The following is a 20490-nucleotide window of genomic DNA, read 5'->3' on the forward strand; positions in this document are numbered from 1 at the left end:
GGCCTCAGAAGCTGACTTTGAGCTGTGCTGATCCGCCGTATCGGTTCGTCGTTCCGGAGAGCTCGCCGTCGAAGCGGGCGCCGAGCGTGACGTTCGGGGTCAGCCTGACGTCGAAGCCGGTGGTGATCAGGGCGGCGTTGCGCGCCGGCTTGGCGCCCTGGACGGCGAAGCTGGCGCCGGGCAGGCCGATCAAGCTCGCCGAGAGGTCGGCGTCGCGCTGGAAGTAGTGCGCCCAGCTCGCCCGGACATAGCCGGAGACCGGGGTCGCGCCGAGCATGGCCTGGACGTCGAGCTGCAGGCCGAGCTCGGAGCGCGAGGTCACCTCGTTGCGCCGGGCGAGGCTGAGCGCGCCGGCGCTGGCGCCGGACCAGCTCGCCTCGGCGACGCCGGGGCTGCGCACCTGGATTGCCTGCAGCGCCGCCAGCGGCGACAGGGTCAGGCCGTTCCAGCTCGCGACCGCGGCGCTGGCCTGGAATCGGCCGCTCCAGGCGGTGGTGACATAGGACGAGGACAGCGCGCTGCCGAGCGCCGGGGCCGAGCGGTTCACGTCATTCTCGAGCCTTGCATAGCCGAGCGCGGCGGCGAGGTTGATCGGGCCGAGCCGGGTCATTCCGTAGAGGCCGGCCTGGAAGGCCTCCGCATCGGCCTTGCCGAGACCGCCCGCCAGCGAGGTCCGCGCGCTGCCGCCGGCGACGGCGAAGCCCGCGACGGTGCCGGGCGCCAGCCTGACATCGGCGCCGACCGCGAGATGCGCGTCGTCGAGGTCGCGCCTCGCCGAGCCGGCGCGTACGTCACCATCGGTGCGGCCGACCGAGCCGAAGGCCGCGCCCCAGACCGAGTAGCGCGGCGGGTTGAGAACGACCGGAACGTCATGGCCCTTGGTGACGCTGCCGGAGAACGTGGCGGCGCCCGGTGCCGGGCTGGCCTCGCCGAGCCGCCCGGCCGCGGACGGATCGAGCATGGCGCGCAGGAACTGGTCGGCGGCGGAGACCGCCATGGCGGGCGCTGCGGTGTGGACCTCGCCGGAGAGCTGGTTGACCGCGGCGGGGATGGCGGCGGCAGGCAGGTTGTAGAGGCCGAACAGCGCCGACGGGTTGGCGCCGGCCGCCACCGCCCGGTCGATGCCGGCCGCGACCGCATAGGCGTTCGCAGGGCGGCCGACACCGAGGCGCGAGCCCGGCTCGGCCGGCGTCACGCCAGGCGTAGCCGGCGGCTCCGTCGGCGGGACGACGGGATCGACGATGGGCGCCAGCGGCTTCGGCGCAAGGGTGAGCTGCACGTCGCTCGCGGTATAGGCGACCGTGGTCGCGACGCCGTCGCCGAAGCTGCCGGTCGTGTCGACGGTGCCGAAGGTGCCGCTGCGGCCGCCCTGGGCCGAGAGCAGCGTGTAGGGCGTCGAGAACACGTAGGAGCCGCCGAGCGGCACGATCCGGAGCGTGCCGGCGAGTGAGGCCGTGCCGGTGACGTTGACCCGGTCCGAGACCGCGCCCTGAATCTCGGCGAGATACAGCGAGCCGGCACCGAGCGTGAGGTTGCCGTTCACGGTCAGCGTGCCGGGCGAGTTGCCGGGCGAGATCGTGCCGTTGACCACTGTCGACGGCAATTGACCCGAACCGGCGATGGTCCCGCCGGCATCGACCGTCAGGCCGGAGGAGGAGGCGATCGAGCCGTTCACCACCAGCGTGCCGCGCGTCACGAAGGTGGCGCCGGTATAGCTGCTCGTGCCGGAGACCGTGGTCTTGCCGACGAAATCCTGCTTGAAATCGCCCGCGCCGGCGATCGCGCCGGCGAAGCTCGCGCCGCTATTGTCGCTGGTCGTCAGGGTCTGGCCCGCGGCGAGCGTGACGATCGATCCGGCATCGCCGACGAGCGAGCCGATCGTCTCGCTCTGGGCGACGTCGAGCGTCGCGCCGCTGGCGATCGTGACCCGGCCCTGATCGCTGATCGCGCTGCCGCCCATCACGGTCAACGTGCCGGCGTCGATTTTCGTCGTGCCGGTATAGGTGTTGACGCCGGACAGGGTGAAGGCGCCGGTGCCGGTCTTGGTGAGCCCGCCCGTGCCGGAGATCGCGCCCGAGAAGGTGGTCGAGGCGTTGCTCGAACCCGTGGTCAGCGTGGCCGCGCCGAGCGTGACCGAACCGGCGCCGGCGAGCGAGCCGATCCCCTGGTTGAACCCGGCGAGGTCGAGCGTGGCGCCTGCGCTGACGCTGAAGGCCGAGCCGGAAGCAAAAGCCTCGGCCGCACCGGCCCGCAAGGTGCCGGCCTGGACCGACGTCGCGCCGGCATAGCCGTTGCTGCCGGAGAGGCTGAGGCTGCCGCCGCCGGTCTTGGTCAGGCCGCCGCTGCCGGTGATCGCGCCGGAGAAGGCGGTGTCCTGGCCGTTCGAGCCGAGCGACAGCGTAGCAGCCCCCAGCGTGACGGCGCCGGCGCCCTCGAGCGAGGCGATGCTGTGGTCGAATCCGGCGAGGTCGAGCGTGGCGCCTGCGCTGACGCTGAAGGCCGAGGCCGATGCGAGGGTGCCGGCCGCGCCGGCCCGCAAGGTACCGGCCTGGACCAGTGTCGCGCCGGTGTAGTTGCTCGCACCGGAGAGCACGAGCGTGCCTGCCCCGAGCTTGGCCAGGCTGCCTGGGCCGGAGACAGGGCCGCCCAGCCCCAGCTGGGTGCCGGTCGACACATCGACGCCGCCCGCTCCGGTGAGCGTGACGGAACGGGTCGTGTCGAAGCTCGCCGTGGTCGCGAGCGTGCCGCCGTTGAAGGTCACTGCGCCGGCTGCGTCGCCCAGATTGGCGTCGGACGAGACCGAGAGGGTGCCGCCGGCGATCGTCGTCCCGCCCGTATAGCTGTTGCTGCCGGAGAGCACGAGCGTGCCGGCTCCGACCTTGGTCAGGCCGCTGCCGGTGCCGTCGACCAGGCTGGAGGCGATCGTGGTGGTGACGCCGGCCGAGATGTTGATCGTACCGCCACCGGCGACGCCGAAGCTCAGCGAACCGCCGCTGAGCGCATAGCCGTCGCTGTTGAACTGCAGCGTGTCGAAGCTCTGCGTGCCCGCGACCGTGACCGCGCCGGCCGTGCCCTGGAAGACGCCGACCGAGCCCGCCCAGGGCGCGTTGAAATCGGCCTGGCCCGGCGCGCCGGTCCAGTTCGCGTTGCCGGCGCTCCAGGTCCCGGCGCCGCCATCGACGGTGCCGTTGCCGAGCTGGTCGCCGCCATCCCAGAACTGAATCGTCTGGCCGGTGCCGAGCACCGAGAGGTTGACCTGCGTCGGCGCGCCCGAAGGCGCGTTGTAGACCGTGCCGACGGCGCCCGCGACCGAGGGTGCCGTCAATGCCAGCGTGTCGAAGCTGCCGCTGACCGTGCCGCCGCCGGTGACGTCGAACAGGCGGTAGTAACCGGCCGAGCCGACATTGGCCGTCAGCGTGCCGCCGAGCGCGAGGTTGCCGGCTGCGCCGACCCCGTTGACGATGACGTAGTCATTGCCGGGGCCGCCGATCGCACCGGGATTGTTCAGCTCGAACACGGTGTTCGAGCCGCTGTCCAGCACCAGCGAGCCGACGGTCAGTGTGCCGGGCGAGCTACCCGCCGACAGCGTGCCGCCCGAGGCGACCGTCACGGCTCCGCCGATCGCGCCCGAGCCCGACAGCGTCGCGCCGCTGGCGACACCGACCGCGCCCTGGATCGAGCCGTTGACCCGCAGCTCGCCGCCATTGACCTGCGTCGCGCCGGTATAGGTATTGGTGCCGGACAGCGTCATGGTACCGCTGCCGGCCTTCACCAGGCTGATCGCGCCCGAACCGGCCATCGCGCCGGAATAGGTGGTGCTGGTGTTGTCGCCGCCGACCGTCAACTGGCGCGCGCCCACGGTCACGTTGCCGGCCCCGGCCAGGGAGCCGATCGTCTCGTCATGATTGGCGATGCGGAATGTCGCTCCCGACGCCACCGTCACCGCGCTCAGATCACCGATGCCTGCGCCCGCGCCGCTGACGAGCAGCTCGCCGGCCATCACGTTGGTGGCGCCGCTATAAGTGCTCAGCCCGGTGAGGGTGAGCGTGGTCGAGCCCATCTTGGTCACCGAGCCGGTACCGCTGATGACGCCCGACAGCGTGGCATCGGCCCCCTGGTTGAAGACCAGGGCCCCGTCATTGGTCACATTGGTGGCCGTGGGAAGCGAGCCCGATATGCCGTCGCCGACCTGGATCGTGCCCCGGGTGATCACCGTCGAGCCGCCATAGGTGTTGGCTCCGGTCAGCAGCAGCGTGCCGGTGCCGCGCTGCTCGAGGCCGCCGGTGCCGAAAATGGCTCCCGGGAACGTCACGAGATCGGAGCGGTTGAACGCCACGGTGCCGGCGGGGTTCGACGGGAAGCTGGTCTGGATATCGCCCACCACCGAACCGGAGGTGGCGCCATCGCCGATGATCAAGGTGGCGCCGGTGATGAAGGTGCCGCCCGTATAGGTATTCTCGCCCGTGAGGGTCAGGCTGCCGCCGCCGCCAACGCCCACTTGCCCGGTGCCGGAGATCACGCCGCCATAGGTGCTCGCATTGGTGCGGAAGAACGCGACGCCCTTGCCACTGTTCACGCCGCCGACGATGACGGGTGCATTGTTGACGATATCGCCAGCGATTGCGCCGGTGGTGGTGCCAAAGCCGACATACAGCACGCCGTCAGTCACGGTCGTCAGGCCGGTATAGGTATTGTCGGCCGTGAGCTTGAGGGCGCCTGTGCCGTTCTTCGTCAGCGTGCCCGGGCCGGAGATCACGCCGCTGATGGTCAATCCGCTGGGGGTGACCGTGTTCGCGTTGACGATCAGGGCACCGGAATTCGCCACGGCGCCGCTCAGGACCGGGTTGCCGCCCACATCCATCTGCAGCGTGCCGGCGGAGATGGTCGTGGTGCCGGAATAGGTGTTGAGGCCGGATAGGGTCAGCTTGCCGGCGCCGCTCTTGGTCAGCGAACCGGCGCCGGTGATGTTGCCCGCAAAGGTCAGGTCGCTCGAGGGACTGAAGACCAGCGTGCCGCTATTGGCGACATTGCCGAGGATCGAACCCGTACCGTCGATCTGCAGGGTGCCGGCGCTGATGGTGGTGTTGCCGGTATAGGTGTTGGTGCCGCTGAGGACCAGCGTGCCGGCCCCGGTCTTGTCGAGGCCTGCCGTGCCCTCGATCACCGACTGGATGGTGGCGGTCGCGCCCGAGGTCACCTCGACGATGGGCTTGGCGGCGCTGACACTGGCGAGTGTGAGCGGATCAAGGTTCACCACGTAGCCGTCTGTCAGGAAATGCAGCAGATAGGCAGTGACACCGCCATTGTCGATGCTGACCGTGCCGGCGTCACCCTGGAAATAGGCTTCGTATCCGCCCCATGTCTTCGAGACGATGCCGGTGGCGTTGGTCCAGTTGTTCAGGGAGTTCTTCCAGACGCCCGAGCCGCCGTTGACTATGCCGTTCGCCACGCTGTGCGCACCGTTCCAGTAGCCGACATTGGGCTCGACCACGAGGTTGACCTGCGTGCTGGTGCTCGTGTCGATCTGATAAGCGAACTGGATCGGCGCGGTGCCGATGACGATCGTATTGTCCGTCAAGACGGACGTGTTGAACAGGCGATAAGTGCCCGCCGCCAGCGAGTTGGCACTGTTGGTGATATTGAGGGTGCCGTCGAGCGTCAGGCTGGTCGCCGTTGCCAGCGGCGTGGTGTTGCCGGCCCGTGTCACCGTCATGTTGAGGTTTGACGTGCCGTTCAGCGCCAGCCCGCTCAGCTGGGTATTGGGATTGGCGGTCGTCGCTGCCAAAGCCGCGCCATTAGCGATGGTCACGGTGCCGGCGACACTGTTCGCCACCGACGTCGCCCCAAAGGACAAGGTTGCGCCGGATGCGACATCGATATTGCCAGTCCACTGGGCACCGTTATTCAGCGCCAGCGTGCCTTGCTGCACGTTCCAATCGCCGACGGCGACATTGGCGTTGTTCAGCGACCAGGTGGAGGTGCCGGTCTTCGTGTAGGCGGAGAATCCGGTGAAGCCGTTGCTGCTGGAGCCGATGCGGCTCGCATCCAGCACAGCATTGGTCGTCCCGCCGAGGGCGAGCGTACCGCCCGTTCCGTTCACCTTGGCGCCCCCATTGAGGGCGTAGCCGGCGCGCAATTCCAGCGTGTTGTTGTTGCCGTCGAACTGGACGGACGGGACGCCTGTGGCGCCACGGTTGATCGTGCCGCTGGTGACGATGAGATTGTTGCTGCCGGTGACGAGAACGCCCGCCACGCCTGATATGCCCGCGCTGCCGCCGTTGATCGTTCCGGCGTTGTACAGGGAGTTGTAATCCCCGGTGATGGAGACGCCCGCGGCGCCATTGTCCGACCCGAATGCCGCGGTGCTCAGATTCCGGCTCGCGCCGGTGATGACGCCCGTAACACTATTGGTCAGGACAGTGCCGGTGGCGAGCGATGTGCCGCTGCCGCTCAGCCTCACGCCGACGCCGCTGGCTCCGCCCTGTGTGACATTCGAGTCGACATCGTAGCCGCCTGCGCCGCCCAGGATCGTCCCGCTGTTGTTGACGATCCCGCCCGCCCCCGCGATGACCAGGCCCGCGCCGCCGTCACCACCCACACCGCTGCCGGTGAAGGAATTGATCGTGTTCAATAGGCCGCCGGCGCCGCCGCGCACCGTGCTGGTGTTGGTGAATGTCACGGAATCCCCCGACAGGGAGACGCCGGCACCGCCCGCACCGCCCACGCCGTTGATGGCGCCGGATCCCAGAAAGCCGAGGAAACCGGCATCGCCACCGGCGCCGCCGGTGATCGTTCCGCTGTTCGAGACCTGCAAACCGGTGCTCGCCGAGGCGATGCCCGCGCCGCCCGCGCCGCCATTGCCCAGATAGCCGCTGAAGGAAGAATTCGCGCCGCCGCCGGCGCCGCCGGCACCGCCGGTCACGGCGCCGCTGCTCGTGATGACCAACGACGCGCCGTTGATGACGAGGCCTGCGCCGCCGCCGCCGCCACCGCCCAGGCCGCCGTCGATCCCGTTATCTGCCGCCCCGGCCCCGCCGCTGGCGCCGCCGCCGCCGGTGCCACCCGATCCGCCCACGGTACCGCCGCCCGCGCCGCCAATGCCGCCGGCCGTGCCGCTCCCGCTGCCTCCCGCGGAACCGGACAAACCTTCACCGCCGCCCGCACCACCGGCGCCGCCTGTCACGGTGACGCTGAGGCCGTTGGAGGTGGTGAGCTGCAACCCGGCACCGCCGCCACCGCCACCGCCGCCGCCGTTGCTGAAGCCGCCCCCACTGTGCCCGCCCCCAGATCCATCCGGCGGCAGCGTCTGGGCCCGGGCCGGCGAGATCGTCAGGACGCCTGCGGCCGCCACCATCGCGAGCAGCAGGACCGGCGCGAGGCATGATGTCCCAAGCAGGTCACGGCGACGCTTCGCGAGGCAGAGCCGCGACTTGCTCGAAACCGCCGGGCGGCCCACGGACGACTTGCCACGGACGGCCGCCTGATCAACTTGCGCGCGCTTCACCGAAATCCCCCCAGACATCGGATTCAACCAACCGACGCCATGCCGCGGGAGAATCAGCGGCAGTCTAGCGGTGCGTGCGCCCGGACAGCTTTGAACGGCCGTTCGCAATCCTCTGGTTTTCCGCTTTGGGGGCTAGTGTTGCCGTTGGGTAACGGAAGGACCGGCTCAACCGCATCCGTGCCAAGCCATCGAGGCTTTCGCGCGCGGCGACGGCGCCGTCCAATCGAAGCGCTGCGGCCCTCCCGCTCTCTGCCGAGCGACTTTGCCGCCGGTCCAGCTTGGCGTTCAGGCATAGGCTACAGCGCAACGCAGCTTGCGCGCCTCTTGACCGACTCGCGCACCGGGCTCCAAGTCCTATGGGCGGCGATCGACGACGTTGGGGAATACGATGAAGAGTGTGATCGCGGTCTTGGGGCTCACAATAGCGGCAATCTCGGTCGCCGGCCCTGCCGGAGCTGCACAGGTGACACGGCAAGGCACCACGGTCACGGTGCGCGGCCTTATCGGGCCAGGCGATGATATCGCCTTTGAACAGGCGGCTCCGCAGGGCAGTTACCGAACGGTGGTTTTGTCGAGCCCGGGCGCAGGCGAAGGTGGGCTTCCCGCGGCGATCGCGATGGCCCGGTCTATCAGGGCGGCCGGCGCATCGACAGTGGTGAACGCCTCTGGAAGCAATTGCGGAAGTGCGTGCACCCTGCTCTTTGCCGCCGGTGCGCAACGCTACTACGTCGGTGGTGAGCGGATCGCTGAAGGCGTCCGCCCCAAAGGCCAATCCGGGCTAGGCTTTCATCAGGCGCGGTCGCCTCGCGGCACGGCTCAGATGGCTTCCGTGTATTCCGAGATGGGCGCATCAGCCGGCGCCGACTTGTCGAGCAAGTCGCCCTTCGAGACGCTCTATTACGTATCTGGTGCCACCGCACTCTCGACGGGGATCGCCACAAGCCTGAAGCGGCCTTAGGCGAGCAGGCTGGGAATGCTCTGGCGGGTCGATGGCTGTCGCTCCAGGCATGGATCGAGAGTTGCCATGCCAATGAGCGCGAAGTGTCCGCTTCCGGGCCGTGACTTAATATCCGCAAATGGAGCGTTTCGGTATGAGCGCTCGCCGTCGCACCGGTGCCACCACGCGATATCGCCCCGCCTCAACTGCGATCGACCTTGAGATAGTCGATCGCGTCCAGCACCTTCTGGATCGACTTGAGCATCGCATCGACGGGAGAGGTCAGCCCGCCTTCCGGATAGCTCGCATAGACCCGGCCATGGATCAGGTCGGGCACCGGCCGGAGGATCTGGACGCGGCCGGCGGCGACGTCCGGCTCCATCATCCGGACGGGCAGGACGCCGAGCGCCGCGCCCGAGGAGACCAGATGGCCGATGACGGCGACGCTGCTGCAGATGTCGTGGCGCAGCGGCTCGATCCCGGCGGTCGCGAACCAGTCCTTGATCTGGCGGAACATGGCGGAGCGCGGCGGATTGCTGACGATCGGCAGGCGGTGCAGTTCGGCGGGGGCGACGTTGTCGCGAAGGCCCCAGTTGACGCCGGCGACCCAGGCCGTGTCCTGGATGCCGAGCGGCACGAGGCGCATGCCGGGCCGCCCGGTCGGATTGACCAGCACGGCGAGATCGAGCCGGCGGTCGCTCAGCTCGCGTTCGAGCTCATAGCTGATCGAGACGACGAATTCGGCCTTGAGCAGCGGATAGTCGGTCCGCACAGTCTCCAGCAACCTGGGCAGGCAGGTCATCGCGAAGCCCTCGGCGAAGCCGACCCGGATGCTGCCGGTCACGGTCGCCGGATCGGTCTGCAGCATGATCCGGTCAGCCTCCTCCAGCAGCGCCGAGGCGCGCGGCAGGAGCGCAAGCGCGTCGGCCGTCGGCGCCAGTCCGCGACCGTTGCGCTGGAACAGCTTGACATTGAGGGCCTGCTCGAGATCGCGCAGCCGCAGCGAGATGGTCGGCTGCGACATGTGGAGATGGCCGGCGGCCTTGCCGAGCGAGCCCAGGCGCACGGTCCAGAAGAAGGCTTCGAGCTGCGCGATCGTGAAGCGCATAATTTGAGAATCCAAATCAGTTAGCCTCAAATAATCAAATTAGATTGGCTTTGCAAAAGCCCTTAGCGTCCCGTCGCGTTACGTCACCGCCGCGCAGGACAGCCCTTGGACACCGTCGTCGACCGCATCGAACTCTTCCATCTCGGCTATGAGCTCCCCGAGCGCATCGGCAACGCTGCCCGCTTCTTCCAGCGCCGCGAGACGCTGCTGGTGAAGCTCACCACCCGCGGCGGCGCGGTCGGATGGGGCGAGACCTGGGCCCTACCCGCCCCGGCCGCGGCCTTGATCCAGGCCACGCTCGGGCCGGCCCTGCTCGGCGAGGATGTGCAGGCGCCGCAGCGGATCTGGCGCAAGCTCGCCCGCTTCATCGTCAACGACCGGCGCGGCCTGTCGAACATGGCGATCGCCGCGCTCGACATGGCGGTCTGGGATGCCCGCGCGCGCTCAGAGGGCGTGCCGCTCGCCACAGCCCTGGGCGGCGCGCTGCGCGACCGGGTGACGAGCTATGCCAGCGGCCCCTTCGTCAAGCCGGGCGAAGAGCCCTATGGCCACTATCTCGACGAGGTCGGCTTCTATCTCGAACGCGGCTTCCGCAACGTGAAGATCCGGGCCGGGATCGGCGCCCGCGAGGACGCCGCGATCGTGAAAGCCGTCCGCCACGCGATCGGCGACGATATCGGCCTGATGGTCGACATGAACGAGGCCGGCGATATAGCGCAGACGCTCGATTTCGCCGGCAAGGTCGAGGATTGCGACCTGATCTGGCTCGAGGAGCCGGTCCTGCACGACGACCTGCCGTCCTGGAGCCGTGTCGCCGGCAAGACGCGCCTGGCGCTGGCGGGCGGCGAATCCCTCTACAGCATGGCCGGCTTCCGCGACTTCCTCGCGGCCGGGGTCTTCGCCATCGCCCAGCCCGATCTGGCGCTGTGCGGCGGGCTGACCGAGGGCCTGCGTATCGCCGCACTGGCGGAGGCGTTCAATGTCCCGGTCGCGCCGCATGTCTGGGGCAGCGCCGTCAATTTCGCCGCCTCGCTGCATTTCGCTGCCGTGCTGCCGGATCGCACGCGGCCCGGCCAGCGCTTCCCCTTCTTCGAGTTCGACGCCTCCGACAACCGGCTGCGCGACGCCTTCATCGACTGTCCCGTGCTGGCGGACGGAACGATGCCGGTGCCGCAAGGCCCGGGCCTCGGCTTCGAGATCGCGGAGCGCGAGCTGCAGCCCTTCCTGATGACGCGCGGCGAGCTCGGCCGCGCACAGCCAGCAGACATCAAACAATACCGAGCGATGGGAGAGAGACCATGAGGACGATATTTGGAACATTGGGGTTGGGCGCAGCGCTCATGGCGGCGAGCCCGGCCCTGGCGCAGACCGAGATCCAGTTCTGGCACGCGATGGCGGGCGAGATGGGCCAGCGCGTCGAGAAGCTCGCCAACGACTTCAACGCGACGCAGAAGGACTTCAAGATCGTCCCGGTCTACAAGGGCACCTATCCTGAGGTCATGACCGGCGGCATCGCGGCCTTCCGCGCCAAGCAGCCGCCGCACATCCTGCAGATCTTCGAGGTCGGCACGGCGACGATGATGGCGGCGAAGGGCGCGATCTATCCGGTCTACGAGCTGATGAAGGAGAACAACGTTCCCTTCGAGCCGAAGAGCTACCTGCCGGCCGTCTCCGGCTATTTCTCCGATGTGAAGGGCAACATGCTGTCCTTCCCGTTCAACTCGTCGACGCCGATCCTCTATTACAACAAGGACCTGTTCAAGAAGGCCGGGCTCGACCCGAACTCGCCGCCGAAAACCTTCGCGGATGTCGAGAGCTACGCCAAGAAGCTGCAGGCGGCCGGCGTCTCCTGCGGGTTCACGACGGAATGGCCGTCCTTCATGCAGTTCGAGAATTTCTCGGCCTATCACAACCAGCCGATCGCGACGAAGGCGAACGGGCTCGACGGCCTCGATGCCGAGCTGAAGCTGAACGGGCCGGTGCAGGTCAAGCACCTGCAGAACCTGGTCGACTGGCAGAAGACCAAGGTGTTCGACTATGGTGGCCGCGGCGACAATTCGAAGACCAAGTTCTTCTCGGGCGAATGCGCCATGACCGTCTCGTCGGCGGCGGCGCGTCTCGGCATCGTCACCAACATGAAGGCCGATGTCGGCATGGCGCTGCTGCCCTATTACGCCGACGTGCAGGGCGCGCCGCAGAACTCGATCATCGGCGGCGCCAGCCTGTGGGTGATGCGCGGCCAGAAGCCGGCCGACTACAAGGGCGTCGCCCAGTTCTTCGCCTATCTGTCGCAGCCCGAGGTCCAGGCCTGGTGGCACCAGCAGACCGGCTATCTGCCGATCACCACCGCCGCCTATGAGCTTTCGCGCCAGCAGGGCTTCTACGACAAGAACCCCGGCACCGATGTCGCGGTGAAGGAGATCAACCTCAACCCGCCGACCGATAATTCCAAGGGCCTGCGGCTGGGCAATTTCGTGCAGATCCGCGCGATCGTCGAGGAGGAGATCGAGAACGCGCTGCAGGGCAAGAAGACGCCGCAGCAGGCGCTCGACTCAGCGGTCTCGCGCGGCAACGAGCTGCTGCGGCAGTTCCAGAAGTCGAACTCCTGATCGGGACTTACCAGAGAATTTCCGCGCTTCTCTGAATCGCGGAAATTCTCTATCTCTTTGTATTGACGCATTTTCTTCACGCGAACCGGTCTCCACTTCGCTCGAAAATGCTCCAGGGGGCCGCGGGTTCATCCGCCGCCCTTTTCAAGCGAGGTCACGGTTCATGCGCGGCAAGCGCGTCACTTTCCCGGGCATGGCTGTGCCGGCGCTGCTGCTCGCGCCGCAGCTCGCCATCACCATCGTCTTCTTCGTCTGGCCGGCCTTCCAGTCGCTGCGCAGCGCCCTGTTCCGGCAGGATGCCTTCGGCCTCGGCGAGGAATTCGTCGGGCTCGACAATTTCACGAGGCTGTTCGGCGACCCGGCCTATGCGACCGCGTTCGGCTTGACGCTGGTCTTCGCGCTGGCGACGACCGTGCTCTGCATGGCGCTCGCGCTGCTCTTCGCGGCGCTGGCCGATAGCGTGGTCAAGGGCGCCACCATCTACAAGTCGCTGCTGACCTGGCCCTATGCCGTCGCGCCCGCCATTGCCGGCGTGCTCTGGTGGTTCCTGTTCAACCCGACGATCGGCCTGTTCGCGCGCGGGCTCAATGCGCTCGGCATCGAGTGGAACCATTATCTCAATGGCGGCCAGGCGCTGACCCTGGTGATCATCGCCTCGGCCTGGAAACAGGTGGCCTACAGCTTCCTGTTCTTCCTGGCCGGGCTGCAGACCATCCCGAAATCGCTGCTTGAAGCAGCCTCGCTCGACGGCGCGGGCAGCTTCACCCGCTTCCGCGTGATCGTGCTGCCCCTGCTGATGCCGACGACCTTCTTCCTCGCCGTCACCAATCTCGTCTACGCCTTCTGCGACACGTTCGGCGTGATCCACGCGACGACCGCGGGCGGGCCGGGCACGGCGACGACGACGCTGATCTACAAGATCTACCAGGACGGGTTCGAGGCGCTCGACCTCGGCAGCTCGGCGGCGCAGTCGGTCGTGCTGATGGCGCTGGTCGGCACACTGACCCTGATCCAGTTCCGCTACATCGAACGCAACATCCATTACTGACATGACCGTAACGCGTCTCCGCCCGGGTAAGGTCGCCAGTCACGCAGTGCTGATCATCGGCTCCGCGCTGATGGTCCTGCCGGTCTACATGGCCTTCGTCGCCTCGACCCATGACCTGTCGCGCAGCCTGACCGGCCTGCCGCTCTGGCCCGGCCCCCAGATCATCGACAATTACAAGCTCCTGCTCGGCGAGGGCATGCGCTCCTATGGCCTGCCGCCGATCGGGCCGATGCTGTTCAACAGCCTCGTGGTCGCGCTGGCGATCACCTTCGGCAAGATCGCGATCTCGCTGCTCTCGGCCTTCGCGATCACCTATTTCCAGTTCCCGTTCCGGGTGCTCGCCTTCTGGATCATCTTCGCCACGTTGATGCTGCCGGTCGAGGTCCGCATCCTGCCGACCTATGAGGTGGTGGCGAGCTTCGGCCTGCTCGACAGCTATACCGGCCTGTCGCTGCCGCTGATCGCCAGCGCGACCGCGACCTTCCTGTTCCGGCAGGTGTTCATGACGGTGCCGGACGAGCTGACGGAAGCGGCCCGCATCGACGGCGCCGGGCCGCTGCGCTTCCTCTGGTGGGTGCTGATCCCGATGTCGCGGACCAATATCGCCGCGCTCTTCGTCATCACCTTCGTCTATGGCTGGAACCAGTATCTCTGGCCGCTGCTGATGACCAAGGATACCGGCTATTACACGGTGATCATGGGCATCCAGCGCCTCGCCCGCGCCTCGGACTTCCAGCCGCAATGGCACCTCGTCATGGGCACCGTGATCCTGGCGCTGCTGCCCCCGGTCATCGTCGTCGCGGTCATGCAGAAGCAGTTCGTCAAGGGACTGTTCGAGACCGAGAAATAGCGCATCGGCCGTGGTTTCGTGCATGGACTGCACGCTTTTCCGGCCCTTAGCCGCAACTCAAGGACCTGCCGATGTCGTTCTATGGTGCTCCCCCGGTCATCGAGGCCGAGATCTACGCGACCTTGCCCCCTGCCCTGCGCGAGCCGTCGCGCATCGCGACCGGCTTCGCCGAGGGCCAGCCGCCGGGCTCGTCGATGACCTGCGTCCTCGAAGGCCCCTCCTTCGACCGGGACGGCAATCTCTGGTGCGTCGACATCCCGAACGGGCGCATCCTCAAGCTCGATGCCGAGCGCCGCTTCCATGTCGTCTGCGAATATGACGGCTGGCCGAACGGGCTGAAGATCCATCGCGACGGGCGCATCTTCGTCGCCGACCACAAGCACGGCATCATGCTGCTCGACCCGGCGAGTGGGCGTATCGAGCCCTATCTCGTGCGGGCCGGGATCGAGCGCTTCCGCGCCGTCAACGACCTGTTCTTCGCGGGCAATGGCGATCTCTACTTCACCGACCAGGGCCTCAGCGGCCTGCAGGATCCGAACGGCCGGGTCTACCGGCTGACGCCGGAGGGTCGGCTCACCTGCCTGATCGACAATGTCCCGAGCCCGAACGGGCTGGTGATGAACGCCGACGAGAGCGCGCTCTATGTCGCGGCGACACGCGGCAACAGCGTCTGGCGGATGCCGTTCCTCAAGGACGGCTCGACGGCGAAGGTCGGCATCTCCATCCAGCTTTCGGGCGGCATGGGGCCGGACGGGCTGGCGCTCACCGCCGATGACGGGCTGGTCGTGGCCCATATCGGCATCGGCGCGGTCTGGATCTTCGACCGGACCGGGCAGCCGCTCTATCGCGTCCAGTCACCGCACGGCCTGCATACCACCAACATGGCCTTCGGCGGCCCGGACGGGCGCGAGCTCTTCATCACCGAGGGCGAGACGGGCAGCATCCTGCGCGCCAGGCTGCCCGTCGCCGGCCAGCCAATGTTCTCGCATCGAGGCATGTGAGCTTAAGCGGCGCCTTCGTCGCGCACTCGTAGAGCCTTTAGCCGGCTGATCAGCTGGCGAGCCCCCATCAGGATGTGCTGCTCCAGGTGATCCTTGGCGCGCTCGATATCCCCCTGCCGGCACAGGTCGAGCAGGAGCTGATGCTCGCGGTGCATACGCTCCCGTCCGCCGGTCAACCGGATCGGCAGCGGGAAATGGCGGTAGGCATTGAGATAGAGCTTGCGAATGAGCTCCAGGGTCTGCGGCCGATTCGCCGGGGCATAGAGCGCCGCGTGGAAACGCCAGTTCAGGCTCGACCAGTGCTCGTCCTGCTGGTTGGCCTCCATCTCGGCGAGCAGTTCCTCGGCCCTGGCATAGTGCTGCTGCGTCAGCAGCGGCATCGACAGCTCCAGCAGCCAGGTCTCGAGGCGCGCCCGGATCTCGTAGGCCTCCTCGAGATCGTCGATCGACAATCCGGAAACGACCGCACCCTTGTGCGATTCCTGCGTGACGAGCCCCTCGGCCTCGAGCTGGCAGAGAGCCTCGCGGATCGGAACCCGACTGACGCCGAGCTCGCTTGCCAGCTTCTCCTGACGCAGTTGCATCCCCTCCGGCAAAGCGCCGGACAGGATCTGATCCCGCAACAGCGCTACGACGCGCGCCGTCGTCGTCTGGCGCTGAAGTCCGGATATTCTGTTCGAAAGAATGGTATCGGTCATGGTCCGAGCAGGTTCATTGCGATTGGCGCCTGAGGCGATCGCTGCCCCGGCCCACCGCCAAATTCGATTTTCAGAGGCGACGAGGCTAGCACGCAGATTGGATTGCATCCAGTCGCGGCACGCCGATATTGCGGATTGCCAAGCATAATCCTGAGATATCCGGGCCTCACGCCACTGTCTTGCGCTCCCGAAAGAGTCGCCGTAATGAGGATTGAATTCAATATTCAATCGCGACGGACAACGAACCTGTGATCGCCATCAGCAATAACGAGGGGGCCTGCGGCATCGCGGCCACGGCCGCGGCGCTCGCGGGCGGTGCGGCGGCCCTGGATGCGATCGAGGCCGGCATCCGGCTCGTCGAGGCGAGCGAGACGGTGCGCACGGTCGGGCGCGGCGGCTGGCCCAATCTCCTGGGCGAGGTCGAGCTCGACGCCTCCATGATGGACGGCACCAGCCTGCGCACCGGCGCGGTCGGCGCCCTCACCGGCTATCTCCACCCGGTCAGCATCGCGCGCCAGGTCATGGAAAGGCTGCCACATGAATTGCTGGTCGGCGCCGGCGCGCAGCGTTTCGCCGCCGAGATCGGGGCCGAGGCCGGCGAGTTGCTGATGCCGCATGCGCGCAGCGCCTGGCAGCGCTGGTTCCGCGACGAGGTCGGCAAGGCCGAGCAGGCCGCATGGCCGGATGTGCCGATGGCGGAGCTCTGCAAGCAGGCGATCGACCCCGAGATCGGCCGCGACACCACCGTCTTCCTCGCCCGGGACGCGCAGGGCCACATCGGCGCCGGCACGAGCACTTCGGGCTGGGGCTGGAAATATCCGGGCCGGCTCGGCGACAGCCCGATCATCGGTGCGGGCTCCTATGCGGATAGCAGCTACGGCGCCTGCGCCTGCACCGGCGTCGGCGAGATGAGCATCCGCGCCGGCACCTCGCGGGCGGTCGTCCTCTACATGAAGATGGGCATGAGCGTCGAAGCGGCGGTGCACGAAGCCGTCGAGGACATGCGCGCGCTCAAGGGCGGCCTGATCGGACGCGTGACGATCCACGCGATCGACGCTGCCGGCGGCCACAAGGTCGTGGCCGTCAACGGCCTGCCCGAGAATCATTACTGGCTCTGGCGCGAGGGCGAGGCCGCCCCGTCGAGCCATCCCTGCGAGATCATCGCGATCAGCGAAGACCCCGCCCCCAAGCCGACCGCCCATCGCCGCTACGAGCAGATGGGCCTTTGACCCAGCGCTCCCCTTCGAGGACACCGATCATGTTCACGCCAAGCAGGCTTCTCCTGACCGCTTTCGCCGGGTCCCTCCTGATGGGCACGGCCGCGCGCGCCGAAACCACGCTGGAGCGCGTCAAGCAGCGCGGCCAGCTGGTGTGCGGCACGAGCACCGGCATTGCCGGCTTCAGCCTGGCGGACGGACAGGGCAACTGGACGGGGCTCGACGTCGACGTCTGCCGGGCGCTGGCTGCGGCGATCTTCGACGACCCCAACAAGATCAAGTTCGTCCCGCTCGCGAGCAAGGACCGGCTCACGGCACTGCAGACGGGCGAGATCGACGTTCTCCCGCGCACGACGACCTGGACGCTCAGCCGAGATGCCGGCCAGGGGCTGAACTTCACGGCGGTGAACTATTATGACGGCCAGGGCTTCCAGGTCCGCGCCAAAAGCGGAATCAAGTCGGTGAAGGAGCTGGACGGCGCGTCGATCTGCACCGTGCAGGGAACGACCAACGAGCTGAACCTCGCCGACTATTTCCGCGTCAACAAGATGAAATATGAGGTCGTGGCGTTCCAGGGAATCGACGAGACCGTCAAGGCCTATGAGAGCGGGCGCTGCGATGCGATCTCGACCGATATCTCCCAGCTCGTCTCATATCGGCTGAAGATGGCCGACGCGGCCGAGCACGTCCTCCTGCCCGAAATCATCTCCAAGGAGCCGATCGGCCCCTATGTCCGCCAGGGCGACGACGAGTGGTTCGACATCGTGCGCTGGACCGTCTTCGCCATGATCAATGCCGAGGAACTCGGCGTCACCCAGGCGAATCTGGCGGAGATGCTGAAGTCGGAGAATCCCGAGGTGCGCCGGCTGCTCGGTGTCGAGGGCAATTTCGGCACGGGGCTCGGCCTGACCCAGGACTGGATCGCCCGGATCGTCCGGCATGTCGGCAATTACGGCGAGTCCTATGAGCGCAATCTCGGGTCAAAGAGCCGGATCAACCTGCCGCGCGGGCTGAACAACCTCTGGTCCAAGGGCGGCATCCAGTTCGCCCCGCCGGTGCGCTGATCGCGGCCGGACCCTCGAGCGGCTCGGCGATGACCTGTCGAGCCGTTCCGGCGACGAATTCGCAAGGCCCCAAACGCTCGGCCGTCATTGCGAGCACCCGGGTCTTGCATTCGGCAAGCCCGAGTGCAGGCTCCGCGAAGCAATCCAAGGGCGACAGCGCGCTACGTCCCCCTGGATTGCTTCGGAGCTTGCGCTCCTCAGTGACAGGGGAGCGCCCGAGCATCAGCCAGAAACCTGGATTGCGGAACCCCAGCCTCCTACGGCCGGGCAAAGCCCTGGACGCTCAGCCCCATCGCCTCGACATAGGCGATCCCAGCAGCATCGGCCTGACGCGGCTGGCTCAGAGCTGTGCATCGCGTTCCGCCAGGATCTCCCTCATCCGCGCGCAATAGCCGGCGAGATCAGGCCAGGCGGCCTCGACCGCATCGAGCGCCGCGAGGCGTTGCGCCGTGTCCGCCTGAGCGGCCCCAGCGTGGAGACGCCCTTGGGCCTCCATCAGCGCACGGCCGCCATCGCCCGCACGCCCGGCGGCCGGGCCGAGCACCGTGAAGATCGGCGTCGCCTGGCTGCGACCGCGAACCGCTATCCGGTCGAGTTCGAAGACGAAGAAACTGTCCTCGATCGCGCGGGCGGTGCCTTCGCCGATGATGATCGTAACGGCATAGTCCTTGGTCATTCCTTCGAGGCGCGAGGCCAGGTTCACGGCGTCGCCCAGGACGGAATAGTCGTAGCGCCAGCGTGACCCGATATTGCCGACGACGCAGCTGCCTGTGTTGACGCCGACGCCGACAGCCAGAGGCGGCAGATCGAGGCCCTCGGCCTGAAGCTCGGCATTCAGGCGTTCGACCGCCCGTGCCATCTGCATGGCCGCCGCCACCGCCGCCTTTGCATGGGCCGGTTCCGGCAGCGGCGCGTTCCAGAAGGCCATGACGCAATCGCCCATGTATTTGTCGATCGTACCGCGCGCCTCGAGCACCTGCTCGGACAGCGCATCGAGCAGCCGGTTGATGATACCGGTCAACTGGACGGGATCGTCCTTGAGCCGTTCGGAGAGGCTGGTGAAGCCGCGCACGTCGCAGAACAGGATGCTGAGCTCACGCCGCTCGCCGCCGAGCTTGAGTGAATCCGGGTTGCGGGCAAGCTCCGCGACGAGCGCGGGCGTGACATAGCGCGAGAACGCCTCGGACACCGCGGCGCGAAGCCGGCGCTCGCGCGCATAGTCCAGGCCGAAGCGCGCCCCAAAGCCGGTGACGGCTGCGAGTGCCGGCGTCACCGGCGGCAGCCAGACCCGGCCGAAGCGCAGCAGCAGCCAGCTCGCGCCGATGATCGCGACAAGCCCGGCCGCCGCGACGACGCCGGTCCGCCAGGTGATCGCGCCCGAGCCGGTGCCGCAGCCGAGCAAGGCACAGGCGAGGACCGCCAGGCCGATCGCGCTGAGCGGCGCCGGCGTGATCCAGAGGCCGTGGCGCAGGTTGTCGAGGATCGTGGCATGGATTTCGACGCCGGCCGTGAGCGTGCCCGACTTCATCGAGAACGGCGTCTCGAAGGCGTCATTGCCACCGCTCTCGACCGTCGGCGCCGCCTTGAGACTCAGCCCGACCAGGACCGTCTTGTCCTTGAAGATGCCGGGCGGCAGGAAGGCGGCCGGATCGAGCGCCTGATAGTAGGACACGGTCGGGTAGGTCCTGGCGCCGCCGAGATACTGGATCAACGGGCGTGCCGGGGTCGCGGGCACCGCCTCGCCATTGGCGCGCAGGATTGCCGCGGCAAAACTGTCTTCGATCGACGGCATGCGCCGCAGGACGCCGTCGCTGTCGAGATCGACCGAGGTCACGCCCGAGCCCGCGCCGTTGGCGGTCAAGGCCGCCAGGGGCCCGATGCGGGAGACCTGGGTGCCCTGCTCCATCGCGATCACCTCGCGATCGGCGGCGAGCACCTGCCCGGGGCCGAGCGCGGCGGCGAGCGCCCCGTCGGCGGCAGGCGTCGAGGGTTCGGCGAAGACGATGTCGATGCCGATCGTCCGGGCGCCCGCGTGCTTCAGGCTTTCGACGAGCCTGGCATGAAGGTCCCGCGGCCAGGGCCAGCGCTCCGAGAGCTCGGTGAAGGAGGGTTCGTCGATGGCGACGATGATCGCGCCGGGCGCGGCCGGCTGCGGTGGTGCGATCGTCGCCAGGATGTCGAAGACCCGTGCCTCGACGATGCGGATGCCGGCGCGCCCATGCAGCCCGATCGCAAGAACCGAAACCAGGGCGGCGAGCAGCAGGTTGCGCAGCCGAGGCCGGTCGCGCAGCCCCTTTTGCAAGGCCCGATAGCGCTGATGGAGCGCCGCGGCGGCCCTGCCCCGGACAGACGCGGCGCCGGTCATCAGAGCCCTTCCGCTTTTCTCCGAATTGCGGAAGGGCTCTATCTCTTTGTCTTGACGCATTTCCTTCACGCGAACCGGTGTCCACTTCG

The 20490-nt window shown here is 67.8% G+C and carries 12 protein-coding genes; 8 read left to right on the top strand and 4 right to left on the bottom strand.

Translation table 11 applies throughout. The features are described 5' to 3' along the window. Positions 1-4 precede the first annotated feature (4 nt). Entirely contained in the window at positions 5-7504 is a 7500-nt protein-coding gene (locus EV560_RS16655; RefSeq protein ID WP_165923505.1) for an autotransporter-associated beta strand repeat-containing protein, read from the bottom strand. Positions 7505-7892: 388 nt separating this feature from the next. Between EV560_RS16655 and EV560_RS16665 the strand changes: the two genes are divergently transcribed. After that, complete coding sequence (locus tag EV560_RS16665; protein ID WP_131856914.1) at positions 7893-8462, top strand: hypothetical protein; 570 nt, start codon at positions 7893-7895, stop codon at positions 8460-8462. 181 nt (positions 8463-8643) lie between these two features. Here the strand turns inward: EV560_RS16665 and EV560_RS16670 are convergent, their stop codons facing one another. Next, positions 8644-9549 (bottom strand): LysR family transcriptional regulator, encoded by a 906-nt coding sequence (locus EV560_RS16670; RefSeq protein ID WP_131856915.1) that lies wholly within the window; start codon positions 9547-9549, stop codon positions 8644-8646. 105 nt (positions 9550-9654) lie between these two features. Here EV560_RS16670 and EV560_RS16675 point away from each other — a divergent pair, with 105 nt between their 5' ends. The 5 genes from EV560_RS16675 (at position 9655) to EV560_RS16695 (ending at position 15057) form a co-directional block, all read left to right on the top strand. Next, on the top strand, positions 9655-10851 hold the full coding sequence (locus tag EV560_RS16675; protein ID WP_131856916.1) for a mandelate racemase/muconate lactonizing enzyme family protein: 1197 nt from the start codon (positions 9655-9657) through the stop codon (positions 10849-10851). Next, entirely contained in the window at positions 10848-12158 is a 1311-nt protein-coding gene (gene ugpB / locus EV560_RS16680) for a sn-glycerol-3-phosphate ABC transporter substrate-binding protein UgpB (protein WP_131856917.1), read from the top strand. Before EV560_RS16675 ends, ugpB begins: the two co-directional genes overlap by 4 nt. A gap of 163 nt (positions 12159-12321) precedes the next feature. Continuing rightward, a complete protein-coding gene (gene ugpA / locus EV560_RS16685) occupies positions 12322-13206 on the top strand; it encodes a sn-glycerol-3-phosphate ABC transporter permease UgpA (RefSeq protein ID WP_131856918.1) in 885 nt (294 codons plus the stop codon). Between the two features lies 1 nt (position 13207). Then, a complete protein-coding gene (gene ugpE, locus EV560_RS16690) occupies positions 13208-14056 on the top strand; it encodes a sn-glycerol-3-phosphate ABC transporter permease UgpE (protein ID WP_131856919.1) in 849 nt (282 codons plus the stop codon). Between the two features lie 71 nt (positions 14057-14127). Beyond that, on the top strand, positions 14128-15057 hold the full coding sequence (locus EV560_RS16695) for an SMP-30/gluconolactonase/LRE family protein (RefSeq protein WP_131856920.1): 930 nt from the start codon (positions 14128-14130) through the stop codon (positions 15055-15057). 2 nt (positions 15058-15059) lie between these two features. On the opposite strand, the gene EV560_RS16700 is transcribed toward EV560_RS16695, so the two are convergent. Then, on the bottom strand, positions 15060-15755 hold the full coding sequence (locus tag EV560_RS16700; RefSeq protein ID WP_131857260.1) for a GntR family transcriptional regulator: 696 nt from the start codon (positions 15753-15755) through the stop codon (positions 15060-15062). 248 nt (positions 15756-16003) lie between these two features. Here EV560_RS16700 and EV560_RS16705 point away from each other — a divergent pair, with 248 nt between their 5' ends. Both EV560_RS16705 and EV560_RS16710 read left to right on the top strand, forming a co-directional pair. Continuing rightward, positions 16004-16984, top strand: a complete 981-nt coding sequence (locus EV560_RS16705; RefSeq protein ID WP_131856921.1) for a glycosylasparaginase — start codon at positions 16004-16006, stop codon at positions 16982-16984. A 29-nt stretch (positions 16985-17013) separates the two neighbouring features. Next, positions 17014-18036 carry an amino acid ABC transporter substrate-binding protein gene (locus tag EV560_RS16710; RefSeq protein WP_131856922.1) on the top strand — a complete coding sequence of 341 codons (1023 nt, stop codon included), beginning with the start codon at positions 17014-17016 and terminating at the stop codon, positions 18034-18036. 340 nt (positions 18037-18376) lie between these two features. Here the strand turns inward: EV560_RS16710 and EV560_RS16715 are convergent, their stop codons facing one another. Beyond that, positions 18377-20401: a CHASE2 domain-containing protein gene (locus tag EV560_RS16715; protein ID WP_131856923.1), complete on the bottom strand. Its 2025-nt coding sequence runs from the start codon at positions 20399-20401 to the stop codon at positions 18377-18379. Positions 20402-20490 lie beyond the last annotated feature (89 nt).

Origin of the sequence: Allobosea sp. BK604, from assembly GCF_004341515.1 — a bacterium.
Classification (GTDB): domain Bacteria; phylum Pseudomonadota; class Alphaproteobacteria; order Rhizobiales; family Beijerinckiaceae; genus Allobosea.